General features: G+C 51.3%; 18 protein-coding genes and 2 pseudogenes. 12 read left to right on the forward strand and 8 right to left on the reverse strand.

Annotated elements, in window-relative coordinates; translation table 11 throughout:
• The coding region (locus CUC53_RS08350) for a transposase (RefSeq protein WP_157798231.1) at nucleotides 1-181 on the forward strand (181 nt) is incomplete at its 5' end.
• Between the two features lie 112 nt (nucleotides 182-293).
• On the opposite strand, the gene rluC is transcribed toward CUC53_RS08350, so the two are convergent.
• Complete coding sequence (rluC, locus tag CUC53_RS08355; RefSeq protein WP_100293729.1) at nucleotides 294-1238, reverse strand: 23S rRNA pseudouridine(955/2504/2580) synthase RluC; 945 nt, start codon at nucleotides 1236-1238, stop codon at nucleotides 294-296.
• A 409-nt stretch (nucleotides 1239-1647) separates the two neighbouring features.
• On the opposite strand from rluC, the gene rne reads away from it, so the two are divergent.
• A complete protein-coding gene (gene rne, locus CUC53_RS08360; protein WP_100293730.1) occupies nucleotides 1648-4542 on the forward strand; it encodes a ribonuclease E in 2895 nt (964 codons plus the stop codon).
• Nucleotides 4543-4637: 95 nt separating this feature from the next.
• Here the strand turns inward: rne and CUC53_RS08365 are convergent, their stop codons facing one another.
• From CUC53_RS08365 to CUC53_RS08390, 7 genes and pseudogenes are all read right to left on the reverse strand, one after another.
• Nucleotides 4638-5603 carry an IS481 family transposase gene (locus CUC53_RS08365; protein ID WP_100293731.1) on the reverse strand — a complete coding sequence of 322 codons (966 nt, stop codon included), beginning with the start codon at nucleotides 5601-5603 and terminating at the stop codon, nucleotides 4638-4640.
• A gap of 70 nt (nucleotides 5604-5673) precedes the next feature.
• Nucleotides 5674-6087 (reverse strand): annotated as a pseudogene (locus CUC53_RS08370) (IS5 family transposase); the annotation flags it as partial.
• Nucleotides 6088-6096: 9 nt separating this feature from the next.
• A pseudogene (locus CUC53_RS19565) lies at nucleotides 6097-6233 on the reverse strand (IS5/IS1182 family transposase); the annotation flags it as partial.
• A 365-nt stretch (nucleotides 6234-6598) separates the two neighbouring features.
• On the reverse strand, nucleotides 6599-8614 hold the full coding sequence (prc, locus tag CUC53_RS08375; RefSeq protein ID WP_100293732.1) for a carboxy terminal-processing peptidase: 2016 nt from the start codon (nucleotides 8612-8614) through the stop codon (nucleotides 6599-6601).
• An 8-nt stretch (nucleotides 8615-8622) separates the two neighbouring features.
• Nucleotides 8623-9282 carry an RNA chaperone ProQ gene (proQ, locus tag CUC53_RS08380; protein ID WP_100293733.1) on the reverse strand — a complete coding sequence of 220 codons (660 nt, stop codon included), beginning with the start codon at nucleotides 9280-9282 and terminating at the stop codon, nucleotides 8623-8625.
• 107 nt (nucleotides 9283-9389) lie between these two features.
• The gene (locus CUC53_RS08385) at nucleotides 9390-9848 is read right to left on the reverse strand and encodes a GAF domain-containing protein (RefSeq protein WP_100293734.1); all 459 of its coding nucleotides are present in this window, start codon (nucleotides 9846-9848) and stop codon (nucleotides 9390-9392) included.
• Between the two features lie 110 nt (nucleotides 9849-9958).
• A complete protein-coding gene (locus tag CUC53_RS08390) occupies nucleotides 9959-10417 on the reverse strand; it encodes a hypothetical protein (RefSeq protein ID WP_100293735.1) in 459 nt (152 codons plus the stop codon).
• Nucleotides 10418-10696: 279 nt separating this feature from the next.
• On the opposite strand from CUC53_RS08390, the gene ccoN reads away from it, so the two are divergent.
• The 10 genes from ccoN (at nucleotide 10697) to uspE (ending at nucleotide 19823) form a co-directional block, all read left to right on the forward strand.
• On the forward strand, nucleotides 10697-12121 hold the full coding sequence (gene ccoN / locus CUC53_RS08395; RefSeq protein ID WP_100293736.1) for a cytochrome-c oxidase, cbb3-type subunit I: 1425 nt from the start codon (nucleotides 10697-10699) through the stop codon (nucleotides 12119-12121).
• A 16-nt stretch (nucleotides 12122-12137) separates the two neighbouring features.
• Nucleotides 12138-12752, forward strand: a complete 615-nt coding sequence (gene ccoO, locus CUC53_RS08400) for a cytochrome-c oxidase, cbb3-type subunit II (protein ID WP_100293737.1) — start codon at nucleotides 12138-12140, stop codon at nucleotides 12750-12752.
• A gap of 11 nt (nucleotides 12753-12763) precedes the next feature.
• Entirely contained in the window at nucleotides 12764-12940 is a 177-nt protein-coding gene (locus CUC53_RS08405; protein ID WP_100293738.1) for a cbb3-type cytochrome oxidase subunit 3, read from the forward strand.
• Between the two features lie 2 nt (nucleotides 12941-12942).
• Complete coding sequence (gene ccoP / locus CUC53_RS08410) at nucleotides 12943-13920, forward strand: cytochrome-c oxidase, cbb3-type subunit III (RefSeq protein ID WP_100293739.1); 978 nt, start codon at nucleotides 12943-12945, stop codon at nucleotides 13918-13920.
• A 127-nt stretch (nucleotides 13921-14047) separates the two neighbouring features.
• A complete protein-coding gene (locus CUC53_RS08415) occupies nucleotides 14048-14536 on the forward strand; it encodes a FixH family protein (protein ID WP_100293740.1) in 489 nt (162 codons plus the stop codon).
• A gap of 3 nt (nucleotides 14537-14539) precedes the next feature.
• Nucleotides 14540-16924 (forward strand): heavy metal translocating P-type ATPase, encoded by a 2385-nt coding sequence (locus CUC53_RS08420; RefSeq protein WP_100293741.1) that lies wholly within the window; start codon nucleotides 14540-14542, stop codon nucleotides 16922-16924.
• A 141-nt stretch (nucleotides 16925-17065) separates the two neighbouring features.
• Nucleotides 17066-17254 (forward strand): cbb3-type cytochrome oxidase assembly protein CcoS, encoded by a 189-nt coding sequence (gene ccoS, locus CUC53_RS08425; protein ID WP_100293742.1) that lies wholly within the window; start codon nucleotides 17066-17068, stop codon nucleotides 17252-17254.
• Nucleotides 17238-17924, forward strand: a complete 687-nt coding sequence (locus CUC53_RS08430; RefSeq protein WP_100293743.1) for a sulfite exporter TauE/SafE family protein — start codon at nucleotides 17238-17240, stop codon at nucleotides 17922-17924. Before ccoS ends, CUC53_RS08430 begins: the two co-directional genes overlap by 17 nt.
• A gap of 68 nt (nucleotides 17925-17992) precedes the next feature.
• Nucleotides 17993-18748 (forward strand): FNR family transcription factor, encoded by a 756-nt coding sequence (locus CUC53_RS08435; protein ID WP_100293744.1) that lies wholly within the window; start codon nucleotides 17993-17995, stop codon nucleotides 18746-18748.
• Between the two features lie 127 nt (nucleotides 18749-18875).
• Complete coding sequence (gene uspE, locus CUC53_RS08440; RefSeq protein ID WP_100293745.1) at nucleotides 18876-19823, forward strand: universal stress protein UspE; 948 nt, start codon at nucleotides 18876-18878, stop codon at nucleotides 19821-19823.
• Nucleotides 19824-19881 lie beyond the last annotated feature (58 nt).

The following is a 19881-nucleotide window of genomic DNA, read 5'->3' on the forward strand; positions in this document are numbered from 1 at the left end:
GAATCGTAAGGAACAACGAGAGCACGACAGGGAGCTTTATCGGGCAAGGCATTTAGTTGAAAACGCCTTCCTTCATCTGAAGCAATGGCGAGGTATTGCCACAAGATACGCGAAAAACACGAGCTCGTTTGTAGCCGCAGTACAGCTCCGCTGCGCGTATTTATGGGCCTCTATCTTATGACGACAGCCCCTAGGGAATAGCACATTGCGAACGGTATGCTTGCTTCTGGCTTGCTCTGTTATCTAGCCACCCGTCATTGGGTAGATCGTCCCTTACCATCACCATATTGCGCTCAACGAGCTAATCCGTTGAGGAAGGTTTCCAGCTCGAGTGACAACGGAGCTTCAATTTTTATCTCTCTGCCATCGACAGGGTGGGCAAAGGTCAACATCCAAGCATGCAGAAAGAGCCGTTTTAGTCCTTGGCTGCGCATTCTCTCGTCAAACACCGCTTCACCGTACTTATCGTCACAGGCGATCGGGTGACCGGTATGAAGAGTGTGCACCCGGATCTGGTGGGTACGGCCGGTGATAGGGCTGCATTCGACCAGGGTCGCTTCGGCAAATTGACGCACGATCCGAAATCGCGTTTCCGAGGGCTTGCCATCAGCGCTGACCCGCACTACCCGCTCACCAGATTGCAGATCGTTTTTCCGCAGCGGTGCATTGACAACCTTAACGTGGGCCTGCCATTTGCCGCGCACTAGCGCCAGATATTGTTTGCGCATGGTCTTCACTCGCAACTGCTCATGCAGGCTACGCAGGGCACTCCGCTTTTTGGCTACCAGCAGCACGCCGGAAGTGTCGCGATCCAGTCGATGAACCAGTTCAAGGAAACGGGCTTCTGGACGCAAGGCCCGCAGCCCCTCGATAACACCAAAACTCAAGCCACTGCCGCCATGCACGGCCATACCAGAGGGTTTGTTGAGCACGATCATGGCATCATCTTCGAACAGGATCTGGCTCTCCAGACGCTGAATAACGCTGAGGTTAGCCGAAGGCAGCTCATTCCTCTCGGCAACGCGTACGGGGGGCACCCGCACCGCGTCACCTGCGCAGAGTTTGTACTCCGGTTTGATGCGCTTTTTGTTTACCCGCACTTCCCCTTTGCGAATAATGCGATAGATCAGGCTCTTGGGGACACCCTTTAACTGAGTCTTAAGAAAGTTATCGATGCGCTGCCCGTCATGCTCAGCTTCGATGGTGAGCAGCTGCACTTGTTGATGTATCTGTGTCATGCCGCGGATTTTACCACTGCCAGCGCCCCTTGGCTGCTGCTTTGTTGAAAAATGGCTCCTTGCTATAAAAGAGGTTTAAATGGGATAATCAACAAGGTTTTGTCATTGTGTTCAAACCTTGTACTAAGTGGCCAAAGAGTATGCCACCCAATCCCGAAATACCGTATTTATAACAACTTACCGGTGCATGGGTGCGAGGTACAACGCATGGAAAACACGACATCACCATTTATTTGTCTCCGTTTCGGTATCCTTTTACCCTTTCTCGAGAAGGGGTGACCAGAAAGCCCTTAGTTTGCGCCTCATGCATACCCCAACCGGGAGGTTGCTCCAGTATGCTGAAGACCCGAGGCCGGCGCTGGCTGGACCCAGACGGAGGAAATCAAAATGACACAATAATGAGAACTCAATGAAAAGAATGCTGATCAACGCAACTCAAGAAGAGGAGTTGCGCGTAGCGCTGGTTGATGGACAACAGCTCTACGATTTAGATATCGAAAGTCCGGGACACGAGCAGAAAAAAGCGAACATTTACAAGGGTAAGATCACCCGCGTAGAGCCCAGCCTAGAAGCTGCTTTTGTCGACTACGGCGCCGAGCGCCACGGTTTCCTGCCGTTGAAGGAGATCGCCCGCAATTACTTCCCATCCGGTTACTCCTATCAGGGTCGTCCCAACATCAAAGAAGTGGTCCGCGAAGGTCAGGAAGTGATCGTCCAGATCGACAAAGAAGAGCGTGGTACCAAGGGGGCTGCCCTCACCACCTTTATCAGTCTAGCTGGTAGCTACTTGGTTCTGATGCCCAACAATCCTCGTGCAGGGGGTATTTCTCGCCGCATTGAGGGTGATGAGCGGACTGAGCTCAAAGAAGCCCTGAACGGATTGACCGTGCCGGAAGGCATGGGCCTGATCGTGCGTACCGCCGGTGTGGGCAAGTCTCCGGAAGAGCTGGAGTGGGATCTGAACGTGCTACTCAACCATTGGGATTCCATCCACAAAGCCTCCCAGGAGCGCGCTGCACCGGTACTGATCCACCAAGAAAGCAACGTGATCGTCCGTGCCATTCGGGACTATCTGCGTCGAGATGTGGGCGAGATTCTAATCGACAACCCAGTGATTTTCGAACGCGCCAAGGCGCATATCGAGCTGGTACGTCCCGATTTCCTCAACCGAGTGAAGCTGTACAAGGGTGAAGTTGCCCTGTTCAACCACTTCCAGATTGAGAGCCAGATTGAATCAGCCTTCCAGCGTGAAGTGCGTCTCCCCTCCGGCGGCAGCATCGTTATCGATCCGACCGAAGCCCTGACCTCTATCGACATTAACTCCTCCCGCGCCACCAAGGGCGGCGATATCGAAGAGACAGCGCTGCAAACTAACTTGGAAGCGGCCGACGAAATTGCCCGTCAATTACGTCTGCGCGACTTGGGTGGTCTGATTGTTATCGACTTCATCGACATGACGCCGGTGCGCCATCAGCGTGAGGTGGAAAACCGTCTGCGTGAAGCGGTTCATCAGGATCGCGCCCGTATCCAACTGGGTCGGATCTCCCGTTTCGGTCTGCTGGAGATGTCTCGCCAGCGTCTGCGTCCCTCCCTCAACGAGTCCAGCAGCCATATCTGCCCCCGTTGCCAAGGTCAAGGGGTGATCCGTGACAACGAATCCCTCGCCCTGTCCATCCTGCGTCTCATCGAAGAAGAGGCCATGAAGGACAATACCGAGCAGGTTCACGGTCAGGTGCCGGTGGATGTTGCCGCCTATTTGCTTAACGAGAAGCGTGCCGCCATCGCCAGTCTGGAACAACGCAATGATGTGCGTGTTTACATCATTCCGAACCAACACCTGGAAACCCCGCACTACGAAGTGACTCGCATTCGTCAGAACGAGATCCCAGAGGCGGCGAGTTACGAGCTGAAAACCGAGATCACCAAACCGGTCTACCAGCCGAAACCGACTCAAATCACCGAACGTGAACAGCCATTACTGCAAGGCTTTGTCCAGCCCGTACAACCCGCGCCCGTTGCATTACAGCGACCTGCGGCGGTTGGAGAAAACACCGGCTTCATCAGTAAAATGCTCAAGGGTATCTCACGTTTCTTTAGCAGTGAAGCTAACCCCGACAGCGTGAATGCGGCTACCGAGAAGCACGTTTTAGCCTCTTCTACCCGCAAAGATGAGAGTCATAACCAACAGCGTCATGACAATCGTGCTCAGCGTTCTAACCGTGACGATAGTCGTAACAACCGTCATCGTTCCGCAGTAGAGCGTTCAGAGAAGCGCGAAAGTAACGAGCGAGATAACGTAGAAAGCCGTAGTCGTCGTCCACGTAAAGAGCGCGAGCAACGACCAGAACGTGACACCACCACGGAACGTAATGAGCAGAGAGCGGAACGTCAGCCCCGGGTACCTCGTCCATCGCGTGAAGTGCGTTCTGAGACAAAAGTTGATATCGAGAATATTGACACCTCCGCTCATGTACATCATGAAAAGGAGCAAAAAGTCGCCGAACGCCGTGAGCGTCGCCAGCTACGTAAACAGGTTCGAGTCGATGTAGTCGCATCGGATACACCTGACTTACCTATTGATGTTGCTGCTGTCAGTACAGGTGAAGCTGCAGATAAGCAGCGAGATGAGCAAGAGTCAAATCTGCGTCGTTCACGTCGCACTCCTCGTACCCAACGTATCGAAGGACAACGCCGCAAACGCCACAGTGACGACGTTAACCAACATAATGAGAGCGAGCAACCTGTAGCACCATCTCGGTTCACAACCCTCGAGGAGGCAAGTACCGAGATAAGCATAGAAAGCTCTGCTGAAACTGTGATCACAATGCCAAGTGCGGATGCGATTGCTGCAGCAGTACAAGCTTCCGCTGCGCTCACAGAGCACACCGTGTCTGACTTTGCTGTCGACGATGTAGCCTGTGAACAACAAGCTGCGATCGCTATCGTTCCTAGTGAGGTGATAGATCAGGTAGAGGTCACGTCGGTGACGACATTAGTCGACAATACTTCTGTTATTGAGCCTGTTGCACCAGTTGTTGAAACCATTGAAGCAGTAGCCCAAACAGTAGTAACCCCCTCTGACGCAGCCCCAGTGACTAAGCAGGTTAAACATGGTGCAGGCTTGCTAGCTAGAGCACGTAAAGCTTCTGCACCAATGGCCACTCCGGCGCAAGCGCCAGAGTACACAGCCCGCGAACAAGTTAATCATCCACCACTTGTCCGCGGTACGGTGCTTAGCTCAGGCCGTCATGCTGGTAGCACTGCAGCCATTAGCGCAGCTACCTGCCCACCTGGCCGCCCTTGAGTATTATCTCCAATGATGGATAAAGACTATCCATCCTTGATTTAGTACGAAAATCCGGAATCTGTTATGGATTCCGGATTTTTTTATATTTAGACCTAGGTGTATGGTCCCGGAATGAGGTGGTGCGGTTGAAGCTTGAAACGATCCGGTGTTTTAATCCAGGCATCGCAGATAGTTTTAAACGGGGTTCTCCATCTCAGGGCTTTTAGATGCTTCGCGAAGTTGTAAGCAGTGATAAAGGCCCGCACATGGGCCTTCAATGCATCGAAGTCTGGATAGTGAAAAGACTTTATTGTGGCGTCTTTCACCGTTCGGTTCATTCGTTCGGCCTGCCCATTGGTCCATGGATGATATGGCTTGGTCAGTTTGTGCTTTATGCCATGTTGACGGCAAACCCGATCAAAAACGTGCCCAACGAGACGGTTGGTTGGGCCATTCCTGTATCTTGCCTGCTCTGTGAAGGCGATACCGTTGTCTGTGAGGACGGTATGAATGGTGTATGGGTAGACCGCCACAACTTCCTCAAGAAATGCAGCTCCATTTTGCTTGGTCGGCGCGTCAAAAAACGCCACGTGGGTAAATTTGGTGACACGATCAATGGCCAAAAACATGTGTTGCTTGCCTTCCTCCAGACGTAACTCGCAACTGTCGATATGCAAGTAACCCATTTCTGTCGGTTCAAACTGTCCACGTTGGTTTTTGTTCTGTTGCTGATTGGGTCGCTTGCTAATGCCATGTCGTATAAGACAGCGATGAAGGGCACTGCGAGTTAGTTGTGGGAGGGCTTCGCGCAAATGCCCCAACAAGTCGTCCAGAGGCAGAAGGGTTCGTCGCCTGAACTCCACGACCATTTCCTCTTCCTCCTTTGACAGATGAGCACATCTGGGGTTGGTCGGCCCCATCGGCTTGTCCGTGGTGGTGGTTCGAGAGCGCCATTTAGCGACGGTCTTGACGTTCAATCCGTATCGAGCGGCAAGTTTGCGCGTCGACTCTTTCGACGCTTGGAGCTCGGCTCGAATTCTCGGTGTTGTGCGGGCTGAGCCATGAAGACCTGCTGCCAAAGTGCATCCTCCTGATAAGAGTCCAATAATGCACCATGACTCTCTGGGACTGAACACCTAGGGGATGTCGTCATAAGATTGAAGCCCAAGTAGGTATGCGCAGCGGATCTGCACATCGGTTACAAATGAGCTCGTATTTTGGCGTATCTTGTGGCAATGCCTCGCCATTGCTTCAGATGAAGAAAGGCGTTTTCCACCAAATGCTCTGCTCGATAAAGCTCCCTGTCGTTCCTTATGATTCCGTTTGGAAGGAATAACCGGCTCCATCCCCAGGGCGCGGGCGGTATCTATCAACCCATTGGTATCATACCCCCTGTCCGCCAAGAGATACGCGGCTTCCAAGCCGTCAATCAAGGCCGCAGCTTGCGTACAATCTGCGGTCGTACCCGATGTAATGAGGCATTTTATCGGCATGCCATGTCCGTCGACTATCAAATGGAGCTTGCTGTTTGACCCCCTTGGTGACCCCCATATCCTGATTACCAAGGACCCCTGTGCGCAAAATCCAGAAAACAGCGTTGATAAACGAGCCACACGGCCCCATTGACCTTTTTGTCCCAAGAGATGAGGTTCGAGTAAGGCCCAGACACGGTCTGACATATCGTGGCGGCGGTGAGCGGGTGTTGACATGGTGCGATGATTTTTACGTTAAAGGGGCGGGTATTGTACCGAAATTAATCAGCTCAAGACGACACCCACTAACCCGACAATATCGCTTTGATATCGCCCATGATAATGATCAAGTCATCATATCAAGACGCAAGAAGGCAAAGCAGCGTGAGCAATGAGCTTTCGTTACGATAAGAGGATGTATATCGAGATGACTGCGTATTAGTTAGGATGAGAACAGATAGAGTCAGAGCAGTTCTGAGTTTCTATTAATAGCTATCCGCTTAGATAGGTCACAATCAAATATGAAACAAAATAAAAGTCCGAGATATGACTCAATATCTCGGACTTTTAGTCGTAAAATTCATTTTCCTAGAAAAAACTGATCACTTCGGCCTTATGAGATTGGCCATATCAGCAGTGATATTGGCTGCCTCAGATAAATACTCATCAGGTGCTTCAAAATCGTTTGGTAGATCATCAAGACTCTTGATTGGGGACTTACCGAGACGAACCAAACGCTCATTTGTTCGCTTGAGCGTCTTTTCATCCTGCTGAGCCTGTTCTGCAACACGTTCAGCTTCATTGAGGGAAACTGACTTTTTATCCTTGTCAGCTTGATAGTCAGCAATATCTTGCCGTACATAGGCAAATTCAGGATCTTTCGCTATGCGCGCATCGTGCGCTGCCTTTAACTTAGGCAATAAACCTGAAAAGTCACCAAGCTTATCATACTGAGCTGATGCTATCTTATCCCATGGTAATGCATTGAACTCACGGCTCTCGCCTGTCTCTTCCGGTGAAACCGGTGTTGGGAAATTGATATCTGGTGCAACACCTTTGTTCTGAGTACTGCCACCATCGATCCGGTAGAACTTGGCGATGGTATACTGCACATGGCCCAGAGGTTGCTCGTAAAAGTCATAGACCTTGGCAAGGCTACGATGCTGCTGCACAGTTCCCTTGCCGAACGAGTTTTCACCCAATATCAAAGCACGCCCATAATCCTGCATAGCGGCAGCAAAAATCTCGGAGGCCGAAGCACTATAGCGATCAATCATCACCGACATAGGACCGTCGTAGTAGACATTGCCATCATCGTCGCCATTGACCGTAATACGCCCCATGTGATCACGAATTTGCACCACCGGGCCACTGTCGAAGAAGAGACCGCTCAATGCAGAAGCTTCCGTCAGGGCACCACCGCCATTACCGCGCAGATCAATGATCAATCCGTCAATGTTCTTTTTGTTGAGGCTAGAGAGTTCTTTAATCACATCATCGTGCAGATTAACGTAAAAACTAGGGATCTCGATGACACCAATTTTTTTACCTTCAGTACTGATCACCTTGGACTTGGCGGCGCGATCTTCAAGGCGAACCTTGTCACGAGTCAGCTCAATCTGCTCGCTCTTGGCTGCGGCCCCCTTGCCACGCTGGATTTCCAGCTTAACCTTACTTCCTTTGGGTCCCTTAATGAGTTCAACAACATCATCAAGACGCCAGCCAATCACATCGACAATTTTGCCGTCTTCCTGCGCTACCCCCGTAATTTTGTCGTCTGGCTTGAGGCTATTAGATTTAGCGGCAGGTCCACCCGGCACTAAAGAGCGGATCACAGTAAAGTCATCTTCGCCTTGTAATACAGCCCCTATGCCTTCAAGTGATAGGTTCATTTCTGTATTGAAGCGATCGGCATTGCGTGGAGAAAGGTAGCTAGTATGGGGCTCAATGGCACGGGCGAAAGAGTTCATAAAAAGCTGAAATACATCTTCGCTCTCGGTTTGAGACATTCGCTTAATGACATTGTTGTAGCGTTTACCGAGCAGTTCCTTTATTTCAGGCCATTCTTTCCCACTCAGCTTAAGGCTTAACGCATCAAACTTAACACGCTGGCGCCATAGCTCGTTGAGCTCAGCTTCATCGCGCGGCCACGCTGCCCCCTCTCGCTCAAAGAGATAATTATCTGGTTGAGTAAAGTCAAAAGGCGTTTCGAGCAGTGCAAGAGCAAATTTAAAGCGTTCATAACGACGTTGTTGACTGAGATTGAACATTTCGTACGCAGGGGCCAAGCGCCCGCGTTCTATATCGGAATCAAAGCTCTTACGATACTTTTCAAAACGACTAATGTCTGAAGCAAGCAGTAAGTGACGGCTAAAATCTAGATTTTCTAGATATTTATCGTAAATAACTGAGGAAAAAGAGTCATCAAGCTTAAATTGCTTGTAGTGGGAGCGGGTAAACAGGTTAGCAATTCGCTTGCTAGCAGTAGCATGTTGGCTCTCTTGAGCCAACACAGGCAAATCAGTTTCCTTGAGCACCGGCTCGATAGCCTGAACGAGCCCAGCAAACGCTAAGCCATAAGCAACGAGAGAAAAACGAATTACACCATGCTTCAACATGTCTCTCCTTAGAGAACCAAGTGATCTGATTTTACCCTTAACGTCATGCCAGTTTGCAGCTGTACCTGAACGTCATCTCTTGTCACTTCTTTGATGGTTCCGGCAACAGGGGATTTACCCATTACAACACGAACACCTTGACCGACCTTAAGAGTGGTTATGTCTACTTTCACCAGAGAAGTATCAGCGCTAGGAGCCTTGTTTTGCTCTTTAGGCTGAGTCGCTGCATTAGGAACTGACACTATATTACGTGAAGTAATACGATGATTTTTTTTAGCCTTATCACCTTGCTCACCCTTTTCTTTAGCTTCTTTAGCATTGACTCGACGATTCGCAAACACTCGCTCTTTGCTTTCTTTTAGTGCTTGCCGGGCATGCTCAATATGCTCTTCGGTCAATAACTCACCTAAATTACCATCCAAGTCAACACGAGCTTGCCCTGCTTTCAGACCATGTAGATAACGCCAGCTAGAGGTATATTGACGCAGGGCAGACCTTAGCATGGTCTTTGAAACCTTGGCATCATCAGCAAGACGCTCCGCCAAATCTTGGAAAATACCAATTTTGAGTGGTTTCGCCTCTCCTTCAGCAACGAAGCAGGCCGGAAACTTCTCGACCAAGTAGGCAACGATCTCTTTACTGTTCTTCAGCTTCTCTGTGTTTTCCATGTATAACCTTGGCTTTCGTAAAAACGCACGGGCACTTCCCGAGCACAACATCAAAGGCGCCTATTATAAAGCGCTTGGGGCCTTTTGCGAACTATCTAAACAATGAGTTAGAGCATGCTTTCCAAAATTAGCATCGTTTCTTCTAAGCCGAGCTGGTCTTGCAGATCAAAACGATTGAAATTTGGGCTATCAATGTCCAATAAACCAATTATTTTACCACTATGGCGGATAGGGATAACAATCTCGGCGTTACTCGCACTATCGCAAGCAATGTGACCATCAAATTGATGGACATCATTGATTCGCAAAGTCTTACCTTGCACAATCGCCGACCCGCACACACCACGACCAACCGGGATTCGAAAACAGGCTGGCTTGCCCTGAAAAGGACCAAGCACTAATTCATCGTCTTTTAACAAATAAAAACCAACCCAATTGATACTAGGTAGCTCTTGCTTAAGAAGAGCGGATAAATTGGCCAATTTGGCAATCAAGTCTGCCTCACCATCAAGTAAGGCGCGGACTTGCTGGTGTAAGTAATGGTAAAATGGCTGTTTTTCACTCATGTTAAATTGCACTTTACTGGTAAAAGAACCTAGGTAACTTAGCGACGTTATTAAAAAATTCAATGCTCTTTAATTTTTTGTCCGCGTAAAAATCAACGCAACAAGAATTATTACTGCCTTACAGAGAGCGCAACTTGCTGTTTCTCACCATTACTCCACTCGATATTCAGTAACCACACCATAAGGGGCGAAGTGCAACTTCCGACTACCCCACGCCCTTGCCATCCCTCCGCTACCGATTCAAAAACGATCGGGATCCGCCCCATAAACATGTCACGCCCTTCTAGCCACGCTTGTTTCGGCTTGATATTGGGATCACCTCCTTTAAGATGCAGAAAAAACTCATGTTCAGGCTTAATTGGTAAGTTAACGACCGTTGTTAAGAGTGCTTTATCCGCGACCATGGTCATACAAGTGCCATGCGAAAGATCACATTTTTGATCTTTTCTAATATCGCGCGGCAGATTTTTTTCAGTCCAGAACCACGTCCGATAAGCGAACAAGGAAAGTAATACGCTAAGCACTAGTGCAATGTGCATTAATTTTCGTGAACTAAGTCTCTCTTTCATGAATAAAACCCGTAAATATTGCCATTAAAATGCCATTTTCGTGATCTTCAGCAAGGTAAAAATACGCTTAAAACGCATCTGCTCGCACCAAATATATCACTGTTTATACTGTTATTTTACCTGTCGGTTCAGTATCATTCTCAATGGATTTTCATTTAGCTACTTTTTGTTTTTCCTTTCTTTAACAGTAGTTAACAAGGTGAGACGGTAGCAATTGGAATCGGTCCTCCATTGCGGACATAAATCAAACAACAGCAGCATCGGAAGCGGAATACAACGATGAGCCATACAACTAACCATCCTGAGTACAACTACACCGTAGTTCGCCAGTTCACCGTCATGACGATTGTCTGGGGGATTGTCGGCATGTCGGTAGGTGTACTGATCGCAGCTCAGTTAATCTGGCCTGCTCTTAACTTCGAAACCCCGTGGCTGACATACAGCCGACTTCGTCCTCTACACACGAACGCCGTTATTTTTGCCTTTGGTGTCAGTGCACTGATGGCAACCTCTTTTTACGTCGTACAACGTACCTGCCAAGTTAGGCTGTTTGGTGGGCCGCTTGCATCCTTCGTATTTTGGGGATGGCAGGCAATCATTCTCTCTGCAGCCATCTCTTTGCCTTTAGGGTTCACCACGGCAAAAGAGTATGCGGAGCTTGAGTGGCCAATTGATATCGCCATTACGGTTGTGTGGGTCGCTTATGCCATCGTTTTCTTTGGCACCTTGATCAAACGTACTACCTCCCACATCTATGTAGCGAACTGGTTCTTTGGCGCATTCATCATCACCGTGGCCGTGCTGCACATCGTCAACAATATGGAAGTGCCGCTCTCCGGCATGAAGTCCTACTCCATGTACTCCGGCGCCATGGATGCCATGGTGCAATGGTGGTATGGCCACAACGCGGTAGGCTTCCTGCTGACCGCCGGCTTCCTGGGGATGATGTACTACTTCGTCCCCAAGCAAGCCGGTCGTCCGGTTTACTCCTATCGCCTCTCCATCGTGCACTTCTGGGCACTCATCTCCCTTTATATCTGGGCTGGCCCACATCACCTGCACTACACCGCGCTGCCTGACTGGGCTCAGTCGCTGGGCATGGTGATGTCTCTGATCCTGTTCGTGCCCTCTTGGGGTGGCATGATCAATGGCATCATGACCCTCTCCGGTGCTTGGCACAAACTGCGTTATGACCCTATCTTGCGCTTCCTGATCGTCTCCTTATCGTTCTACGGTATGTCGACCTTCGAAGGTCCGATGATGGCGATCAAAACCGTCAACGCCCTCTCCCACTACACCGACTGGACTGTTGGCCACGTACACTCAGGTGCCCTCGGTTGGGTAGCAATGGTATCTATCGGTGCTGTTTACCACCTGATCCCGAACCTTTTTGGCCAAGGCCGCATGTATAGCGTCAAGCTCATCAACGTGCACTTCTGGCTGGCGACAGTCGGCACCGTGCTCTATATCGTTGCCATGTGGATTTCTGGTGTAATGCAAGGGCTGATGTGGCGTGCAGTTAACGATGACGGCACCCTGACCTATAGCTTTGTCGAAGCCCTGCAGGCCTCTTATCCCTTCTATTTCGTGCGCTTCTTAGGTGGCTGCTTCTTCGTCACCGGCATGTTGCTGATGGCCTACAACGCCTACCGCACCATTACTGCGCCCAAAGGTTCTCTGGAACCTGTCGCCCAGCCAGCATGATTGAAGAGGTCAACGCATGAGTAACAATAATCGTCACGAAATATTTGAAAAAAGCGTTCCTATGCTGGTGGTTGGCATCATTTTCGCCATCAGCTTAGGTGGCTTGGTTGAAATCACCCCGTTGTTCTTTCAAAAGCAGACCACGGAACCGGTAGAGGGCCTCAAGCCCTACACTGCGCTGCAGATGGAAGGCCGTGATGTGTTCATCCGCGAAGGCTGCACTAACTGCCATAGCCAGATGATCCGTCCATTCCGTGCTGAAACCGAGCGCTATGGCCACTATTCCGTCGCAGGTGAGAGCGTGTGGGAGCACCCCTTCCTGTGGGGTTCCAAGCGTACTGGGCCAGACCTCGCTCGGGTGGGGGGGCGTTATTCTGATGACTGGCACCGCGCCCATCTTATCAATCCACGCGACGTAGTACCCGAATCCAATATGCCTGGATACCCTTGGCTCGATACCAATGTACTGACAGGTGAGATGACAGGTAAAAAATTGGCGCTATTCCGTGATCACTTTGGTGTGCCCTACAGTGATGCTGACATTCAAAGCGCAGGGGATGCCGTCAAAGGTAAAACGGAGCTTGAAGCCCTGGTTGCGTATCTTCAATCTCTGGGCCATGCCCTTAAGTAAGGAGTATGAAGATGGATTACGGCACTTTTCGTGGTCTCTATACCCTGTTGTTAATGGTCATCATGATTGGCATTTTTGTCTGGGCTTACAGCAAACGTCGCAAGCGCTCGTTTGACGAGGCAGCCAATTTAGTGTTTGCCGATGATGAACAACTTGGTGCTGATAAAAAGAACGCAGGAGCGAAGTGATAATGAGCACTCTGTTTAGTATTTTCGTAACCGTCATCACCTTGGGGACTATCCTCGGGTGTTTCTTGCTGCTGATGTGGTGTCGCAAGGACAAGATGGGTGTAGAAGAAGGCAAACCCATGGGCCATGCCTTCGATGGGATTGAGGAGATCAATAACCCATTACCGAAGTGGTGGACTTATATGTTCCTCTTCTTCATCGTCACTGGCTTGGTCTATCTGGTTGCTTTCCCAGGACTAGGTAACTGGAAGGGGTTGTTAGGCTGGCAAAGCTCCAACCAAGATGTGCGCTCGTTGGCACAATCCCGTGCGGCCAATGAATCCGCCAAAGCAGAAGGCCGAGCCGTAGAGTACGACCGCGAGATCGCCAAAGCGGATGAAATCTATGGTGCTAAGTTCCGCGAGCTTACCTATCAAGCGGACGGAAAAACCTATAAAGAGATCACCGAGATCGCTAAGGACCCAGAAGCCATTAAGGTTGGGCAACGCCTGTTCTTGCAAAACTGCTCTCAGTGCCACGGTTCTGATGCCCGTGGTGGTCGTGGCTTCCCGAATCTAACGGATAGCGAATGGCAATGGGGCGGTCAGCCAGACCAGATCAAAACCACCATTATGGGGGGACGTCAGGGGATCATGGCTGCGTGGGGAGAAATCCTCGGGAAAGAAGGTGTGCAAGAAGTTGCTTCTTATGTACTCAGTCTCTCTGGCCGCAAGGTTGATCTGGTTGAAGCCAAGAAGGGCGAAGCCCGTTTTGCGGTCTGCTCCGCTTGCCACGGTGCTGATGCCAAGGGAGGCGTTGCCGTCGGTGCGCCAGACCTGACCAACAACATCTGGCTGTATGGTGGTTCTCGCGATGTGGTCGTGCAAACTATTACCCATGGTCGTCACGGTGTGATGCCAGCGTGGAAAGATATTCTGGGTGAAGATAAGGTCCATCTACTGGCCTCTTATGTCTACAGCTTGTCTCACCAGCAGCAGTAATGTTGGTAACGTGTGATAAACACGTGATTAATCAGCAAAAAGCCTCGACTACTCGAGGCTTTTTGCTATCTTGTTGGCCACATTGTTGCTTGCACATTTTAATCACTCCTTTCATGGCTGTAACACTATGACCCAACCTTGGTATCGCCAATTCTGGCCCTGGTTTATCATCGCCCTCCCCACTACCGCCGTCATCGGCAGCGTCGCCACCGCCATCATCGCCAGCAAAGATGGTGTCAATCTGGTCGCGGAGGACTATTACAAACAAGGGAAAGAGATCAATCAGGATCTGAGTAAATTTGATCGCGCCCAAGCCCTCAACATCCGCTTTATGCTAGAAGTGCAAGGGAGTGAGCTGACTCTCAAGCCAATCAGTGGTGAGATCCCCACCGGACAGGCGCTCTATCTTTCTCTGTTCCACCCGACGTTGGCGGGACAGGATAGCGAATATTTGATCACTGCCGATGCCAATGGCACCTATCGCTTCCATTTTGACCCGCCACTGAGTGGCAAGTGGCATATCCGAGTCGATGCTTTTGACCATGAGTGGCGGCTGCAAGAAACTGTTCAATTCCCCACCCAAGCCCCTGTCGAACTCGACCCTAAAGGGCGTTAAGTCATGACGAGCTGTTTTCACTGTGGTGAGCCGGTGCCCACCACTGGTAGTTATTGTCTCGAAATCAAAGGGATCGTCAGGCCAATGTGCTGCCCCGGCTGTCAAGCGGTAGCAGAAACCATTTTGGAGTGTGGCCTTGCCAGTTATTACGAACATCGCACTGCACCAGGCATCAAAGGGGAATTGGTCCCCGCAGAGCTCGCGGCCCTTAGCCACTATGACCTAGCCGAAGTACAGCAGGAGTTCGTGACTGACAGCGGCAATGTGCGAGAAATTCAGCTGACCGTCGAGGGGCTTACTTGCGCAGCCTGTGCTTGGTTAATCGAGCGTCATCTGGTGACACTCGCAGGACTACGCTACATCAACGTGAATACCACTACCCATCGAGCTCGCATTAAGTGGGACCCAGCGCACCTCTCCCTAAGTGAGATCCTTAAGCGCTTTGCCAAGATCGGCTATCGCGCTTACCCCTTCCAGACCCACACCCAAGAGGCACTTTACGCCAAAGAGGTGCGTAGCTACATGTTCCGGCTAGCGCTCGCTGGCCTCGGTTCTATGCAGGTAATGATGTGCGCGGTGGCGCTTTATATGGACCTCTTCATCAGTGTCGAAGAGGAGTTTATGGTCTACTTCAAGTGGATAAGCTTGCTGCTCTCTACCCCCATCATGATCTACTCAGCCCAGCCCTTCTATATCGGGGCTTGGCGCAGTATTAGGCAGGGGCATTTGTCGATGGATGTGTCCGTATCATTGGCACTGATTGGCGCCTTTGTTGCCTCTATGTGGGCCACCATCTTCAATACCGGTGAAGTCTATTACGACTCCATCACCATGTTTGTCTTTTTCCTGCTGTTGGGGCGTTTTCTCGAGTTACGCGCGCGGCGCAAAGCTTCTGAATCGAGCTCTAACCTTGCCAGACTGGTCCCCATCATGGCAACGCTAATAGGCCCTGAAAGCGAGCGAGAGGTCGCCGCCAAAACCTTGCAGGTTGGCGACCGAGTACGGGTACTGGCTGGCTCAACCCTGCCAGCTGATGGCATCATCTGTCACGGCTGTGCCAGTGTCGACGAATCCATGCTCACCGGTGAGCACCTGCCACACCTGCGGAAAACGGGTGATCAGGTCTATGCTGGGACCATCAATACCGACGCTCCGCTTGAGATCCGAGTCAGCCATCGGATCGAAGAGTCCCGCATTGCTCAGATCATGCGGCTGCAAGATCATGCCCTCGATGACAAACCGGCCATTGCCCAGATGGCCGATCAGCTGTCTCGCCACTTTATTCTGGTGCTGCTGTTTATTGCCGCAGGCGTCTGGACATTCTGGCACTTCCATCAACCGGATCAGGCGTTCTGGATCACCCTCGCCGTGCTAGTGGCAACCTGCCCCTGTGCTCTGTCACTGGCTACACCAACGGCATTGACCTCCGCTACCGCTCATCTGACCCGCAGTGGCATTTTGCTGCGTCGTGGCCATGTGCTGGATATCCTGACTAAGGCTAACCGGATCGTGATGGATAAAACGGGCACCCTAACCACGGGGGAAGTCCGTCTGTGCGCCACCACTGTGCATGGCACGCTTGATGCTGACCGCTGTTTGAGCATCGCCCGCGCGCTAGAGGCACAATCGGAGCATCCGATTGCCCGCGCCTTCCGGCTGCCTGCCGATAGCATCGCTGTACTGCCCTCGGTCAGCGAAATCACTCCCGTCATCGGCCACGGTATCACTGGACGGATTGAGGGGATTCACTATCGCATTGGCAGCGCCAGCTGGCTTGGCATAAATGACGCCACCCACCGAGCGACGGGCCTAGCGATCTATCTTGCCGATGACAGCCAACTGTTGGCATGTTTTGAGCTTGAAGATACCCTGCGCCCCGATGCCCAAGTACTCATCGCATCATTCAAAGCCGCTGGACTCACCACCACCATCTTAACAGGCGATGGCTCTGGCCAAGCGGATGAGATTGCACGCATCCTTGGGGTTGATGAGCTGGTCAAAGGCGTCACGCCGGATGGCAAACTGGCCTATCTCAAGGGTTGTGAAGACAAAGGAGAGATCAGCATCATGATCGGGGATGGCATCAATGATGCGCCAGTGTTGGCTGGCGCACACGCTTCGTTTGCGATGGCGGGTGGCACCGATCTGGCTAAAAACAGCGCTGATGCCATTTTGCTCGCCGATGATCTTCGTCGCTTAATCTCTGCTCGCATCCTAGCGCTGCGCACCCGTCACATCATTATCGAAAACTTTGTGTGGTCTATTGGCTACAACCTGTTAGTGCTACCGCTGGCTGCCTGTGGTTTACTGCCGCCATACTTAGCGGCGGCAGGCATGTCGCTAAGTTCACTTATCGTGGTAACCAACTCCATGCGCCTGAACCGCTAAACCTGCAGGTCATCACAGACGAACAACGTGGTCAGCGCTTGTATCTGGCCACCCGTTCGACCCCATAACGGCGAGCCCCTCCCCCCCTCTCGGTTATCTTGGGGGAGCCTTGCCCACGAATGAAGTACTAAGGTATCACTCATGAACATTGTTTTTGTCATGATCCCCATCGCCATTCTCTTTGTGATCATCGCGGGGGTGGTCTTTTTCTGGGCGATTCGTTCAGAACAGTTTGAAGATCTCGACCGCCAAGGCTCCAACATCCTGTTTGATGAAGATCTCCCCGCCCACCAACCTAACAAGCATACCGACCATGACCCACAACCTTGATCTTTTCGGGGCCCTATTGGTTGGGATCGCGGGCTCCGCCCATTGTATCGGCATGTGCGGGGGTGTCTCCGCGGCTCTATCCATGGCCATCCCAGCCAATAAACAACACTTCTGGGGGCGATTCGCTTACCTGTTCAACTACAACCTCGGTAGGATCTTCAGCTATGTGCTGGCTGGGGCGCTAGTAGGCGGGGTACTCGCCACCACCAGCGAGCTTGGCGCTGGCAAACATGCCATCGCAGGTCTACGCCTGCTGGCTGCGCTTCTGATGATTGGTTTAGGTCTTTACCTTGCGGGCTGGTGGCACGGCATCCTGCTGCTGGAGCGCCTTGGCGCCAGACTCTGGCCATATATAAAGCCGCTAGCGGGCAAGTTTCTCCCCTTCAAGTCCCCGCTGCAGGCCGTACCATTTGGTATGGTCTGGGGCTGGCTTCCCTGCGGGCTGGTCTATTCCATGTTGACCTGGAGTGCAGCCGCTGGCTCAGTCAGTGGTGGCGCACTGACTATGCTGTTTTTTGGCCTAGGCACCCTGCCTACACTGTTTGCTCTGGGCGGGCTTGCTGACCGCTTACGCTACTGGTTAACCCTACGTAGCTTGCGCCTTGGTAGTGCGCTGCTACTGATGATTTATGGCGGTCATACCCTCTGGATTGGTATTGCATCCTTTTGAAATCCTATCCAAAAGTAGTGGGTTGATGGTAAGATTGTTTGATGTAAGTCAATAACTCGTATGAGCCTATGATCTCGGAAAAAAAACCTGGCAGACGTATTCAGAGCGGTGGCTGTGCAATTCATTGCCAGGATTGCAGCATCAGTCAGCTCTGTATCCCCTTCACCTTGAATGACAACGAGCTCGATCAGCTTGATAGCATCATTGAGCGCAAAAAACCGATCCAAAAAGGCGAGGAGTTATTCAAGGCGGGTGATGACTTTAAATCACTCTACGCTATCCGTTCTGGCACGATAAAATCCTATACCATCACCGAGCAGGGTGATGAGCAGATCACCGCTTTCCACTTGGCTGGTGATCTGGTTGGATTCGATGCCATTAATAAGCAGGCCCACCCCTCTTTCGCCCAAGCGCTAGAAACCGCCATGGTGTGCGAAATTCCCTTCGAAGTACTGGATGAGCTATCCGGCAAGATGCCTAAGCTACGTCAGCAGATCATGCGCCTGATGAGCAGCGAGATCATGGGCGATCAAGAGATGATCCTACTGCTTTCTAAGAAAAATGCTGAAGAGCGCCTCGCCGCGTTCCTGCACAACTTGTCGGTTCGTTTCTCTGAACGTGGCTTCTCGGCAAAAGAGTTTCGATTGGCAATGACTCGTGGCGATATTGGTAATTATTTAGGCCTCACCGTCGAAACCATCAGTCGGCTGCTCGGCCGTTTTCAGAAATCCGGTCTTATCAGCGTTAAAGGAAAATACATTACCGTGCTGGACCATTACGCACTGGGTGTTATGGCGGGGGCAACGCCACCTTCTTGCGGCTAACATATCCCGCTTAACGAGCCGGATCGTTTCTTCTGGAATTTGATCCGGCCCTCATTCGTTTACCCCCTCCTGAACTAAGCTCTAAAATTAAGAAAAGACCCTTACCGCTAAGTCTAGGGAGGAGCCGATGGTCACATATCAACGTATTTTGGTTGTTATCAACCCAGAACAAGAGCGACAAATCGCACTTGAACGGGCCTTTAAAATCGCTGAACTTCACCCTCATTCACGCTTGACACTGCTACTCAGCATCTATGACTTCTCCTATGAGATGACCGCCATGCTATCGAGTGAGGAGCGAGAAGAGATGCGCCAAGGCGTCATGTCTCAACGTCGTGAATGGTTAGACGACATCGTCTCTGCTTACCAAACTAAACAGATTGAGTGGGAGATTAAGGTCGTCTGGCATAACCGCCCCTTCGAAAGCATCATTCAGGAGGCCCTTGAACAGCACCACGATCTGGTGGTGAAAGCGACCCACCATCACAACTTTTTGCAAACCTTTATCTTTACCCCCACGGACTGGCACCTGCTGCGTAAATGCCCCTGCCCTGTTCTCCTTGTCAAAGAAGGGCATTGGAAACGGGGCGGCAACATGATTGCGGCCATCAACTGCTCCAGCGACGACCCAGATCAAAAACGACTTAACGAGCGGATCACCCAAGAGGGCAGCGATATCGCTGAACTGCTAGGCGCCAATCTTTATTTGGTTAATACCTATCCGGGGACCCCCATGAATGTCGCCATTGAGCTCCCTGAATTTGACCCCCATGCCTACAACGAGGCGATTCGACATCATCATGAAAACCTGCTGCTAAGTCATGCCGACAAATTTGGGATCGGCCATCTCTGGACTCGAGTCGCCGAAGGGCTACCAGAAGAGGTACTGCCAGATCTTGCCGAAGAGCTGAACGCCAACCTGATGGTCATGGGCTGCGTCGGCCGAACTGGCCTCTCTGCGGCGCTACTCGGCAACACCGCAGAGCATGTGGTAGACCGCCTCTCTTGCGATCTATTAATCCTCAAACCGGCCGACTATATCTGCCCTGTCGAGAGCCGCCGCTCGCAATCCTAGCTCCCTTTTGATTCCCCACCACCTTGCCCTCCCCCAGGACATGGCTATAATAACGCGC

This window comes from Aeromonas cavernicola, from assembly GCF_002795305.1.
Taxonomy (GTDB): Bacteria; Pseudomonadota; Gammaproteobacteria; order Enterobacterales; family Aeromonadaceae; genus Aeromonas; species Aeromonas cavernicola.

Excerpts from the sequence above, each read along its gene's own strand:
- CUC53_RS08430 (WP_100293743.1), top strand. The coding sequence starts at position 17,238 with ATGACCCACAACCTTGATCTTTTCGGGGCCCTATTGGTTGGGATCGCG.
- uspE (WP_100293745.1), top strand. The coding sequence starts at position 18,876 with ATGGTCACATATCAACGTATTTTGGTTGTTATCAACCCAGAACAAGAG.
- CUC53_RS08390 (WP_100293735.1), bottom strand. The coding sequence starts at position 10,417 with ATGAAAGAGAGACTTAGTTCACGAAAATTAATGCACATTGCACTAGTG.
- CUC53_RS08405 (WP_100293738.1), top strand. The coding sequence starts at position 12,764 with ATGGATTACGGCACTTTTCGTGGTCTCTATACCCTGTTGTTAATGGTC.
- CUC53_RS08435 (WP_100293744.1), top strand. The coding sequence starts at position 17,993 with ATGATCTCGGAAAAAAAACCTGGCAGACGTATTCAGAGCGGTGGCTGT.
- rluC (WP_100293729.1), bottom strand. The coding sequence starts at position 1,238 with ATGACACAGATACATCAACAAGTGCAGCTGCTCACCATCGAAGCTGAG.
- CUC53_RS08415 (WP_100293740.1), top strand. The coding sequence starts at position 14,048 with ATGACCCAACCTTGGTATCGCCAATTCTGGCCCTGGTTTATCATCGCC.
- ccoS (WP_100293742.1), top strand. The coding sequence starts at position 17,066 with ATGAACATTGTTTTTGTCATGATCCCCATCGCCATTCTCTTTGTGATC.
- ccoO (WP_100293737.1), top strand. The coding sequence starts at position 12,138 with ATGAGTAACAATAATCGTCACGAAATATTTGAAAAAAGCGTTCCTATG.
- rne (WP_100293730.1), top strand. The coding sequence starts at position 1,648 with ATGAAAAGAATGCTGATCAACGCAACTCAAGAAGAGGAGTTGCGCGTA.
- ccoN (WP_100293736.1), top strand. The coding sequence starts at position 10,697 with ATGAGCCATACAACTAACCATCCTGAGTACAACTACACCGTAGTTCGC.
- CUC53_RS08420 (WP_100293741.1), top strand. The coding sequence starts at position 14,540 with ATGACGAGCTGTTTTCACTGTGGTGAGCCGGTGCCCACCACTGGTAGT.
- CUC53_RS08385 (WP_100293734.1), bottom strand. The coding sequence starts at position 9,848 with ATGAGTGAAAAACAGCCATTTTACCATTACTTACACCAGCAAGTCCGC.
- ccoP (WP_100293739.1), top strand. The coding sequence starts at position 12,943 with ATGAGCACTCTGTTTAGTATTTTCGTAACCGTCATCACCTTGGGGACT.
- proQ (WP_100293733.1), bottom strand. The coding sequence starts at position 9,282 with ATGGAAAACACAGAGAAGCTGAAGAACAGTAAAGAGATCGTTGCCTAC.
- prc (WP_100293732.1), bottom strand. The coding sequence starts at position 8,614 with ATGTTGAAGCATGGTGTAATTCGTTTTTCTCTCGTTGCTTATGGCTTA.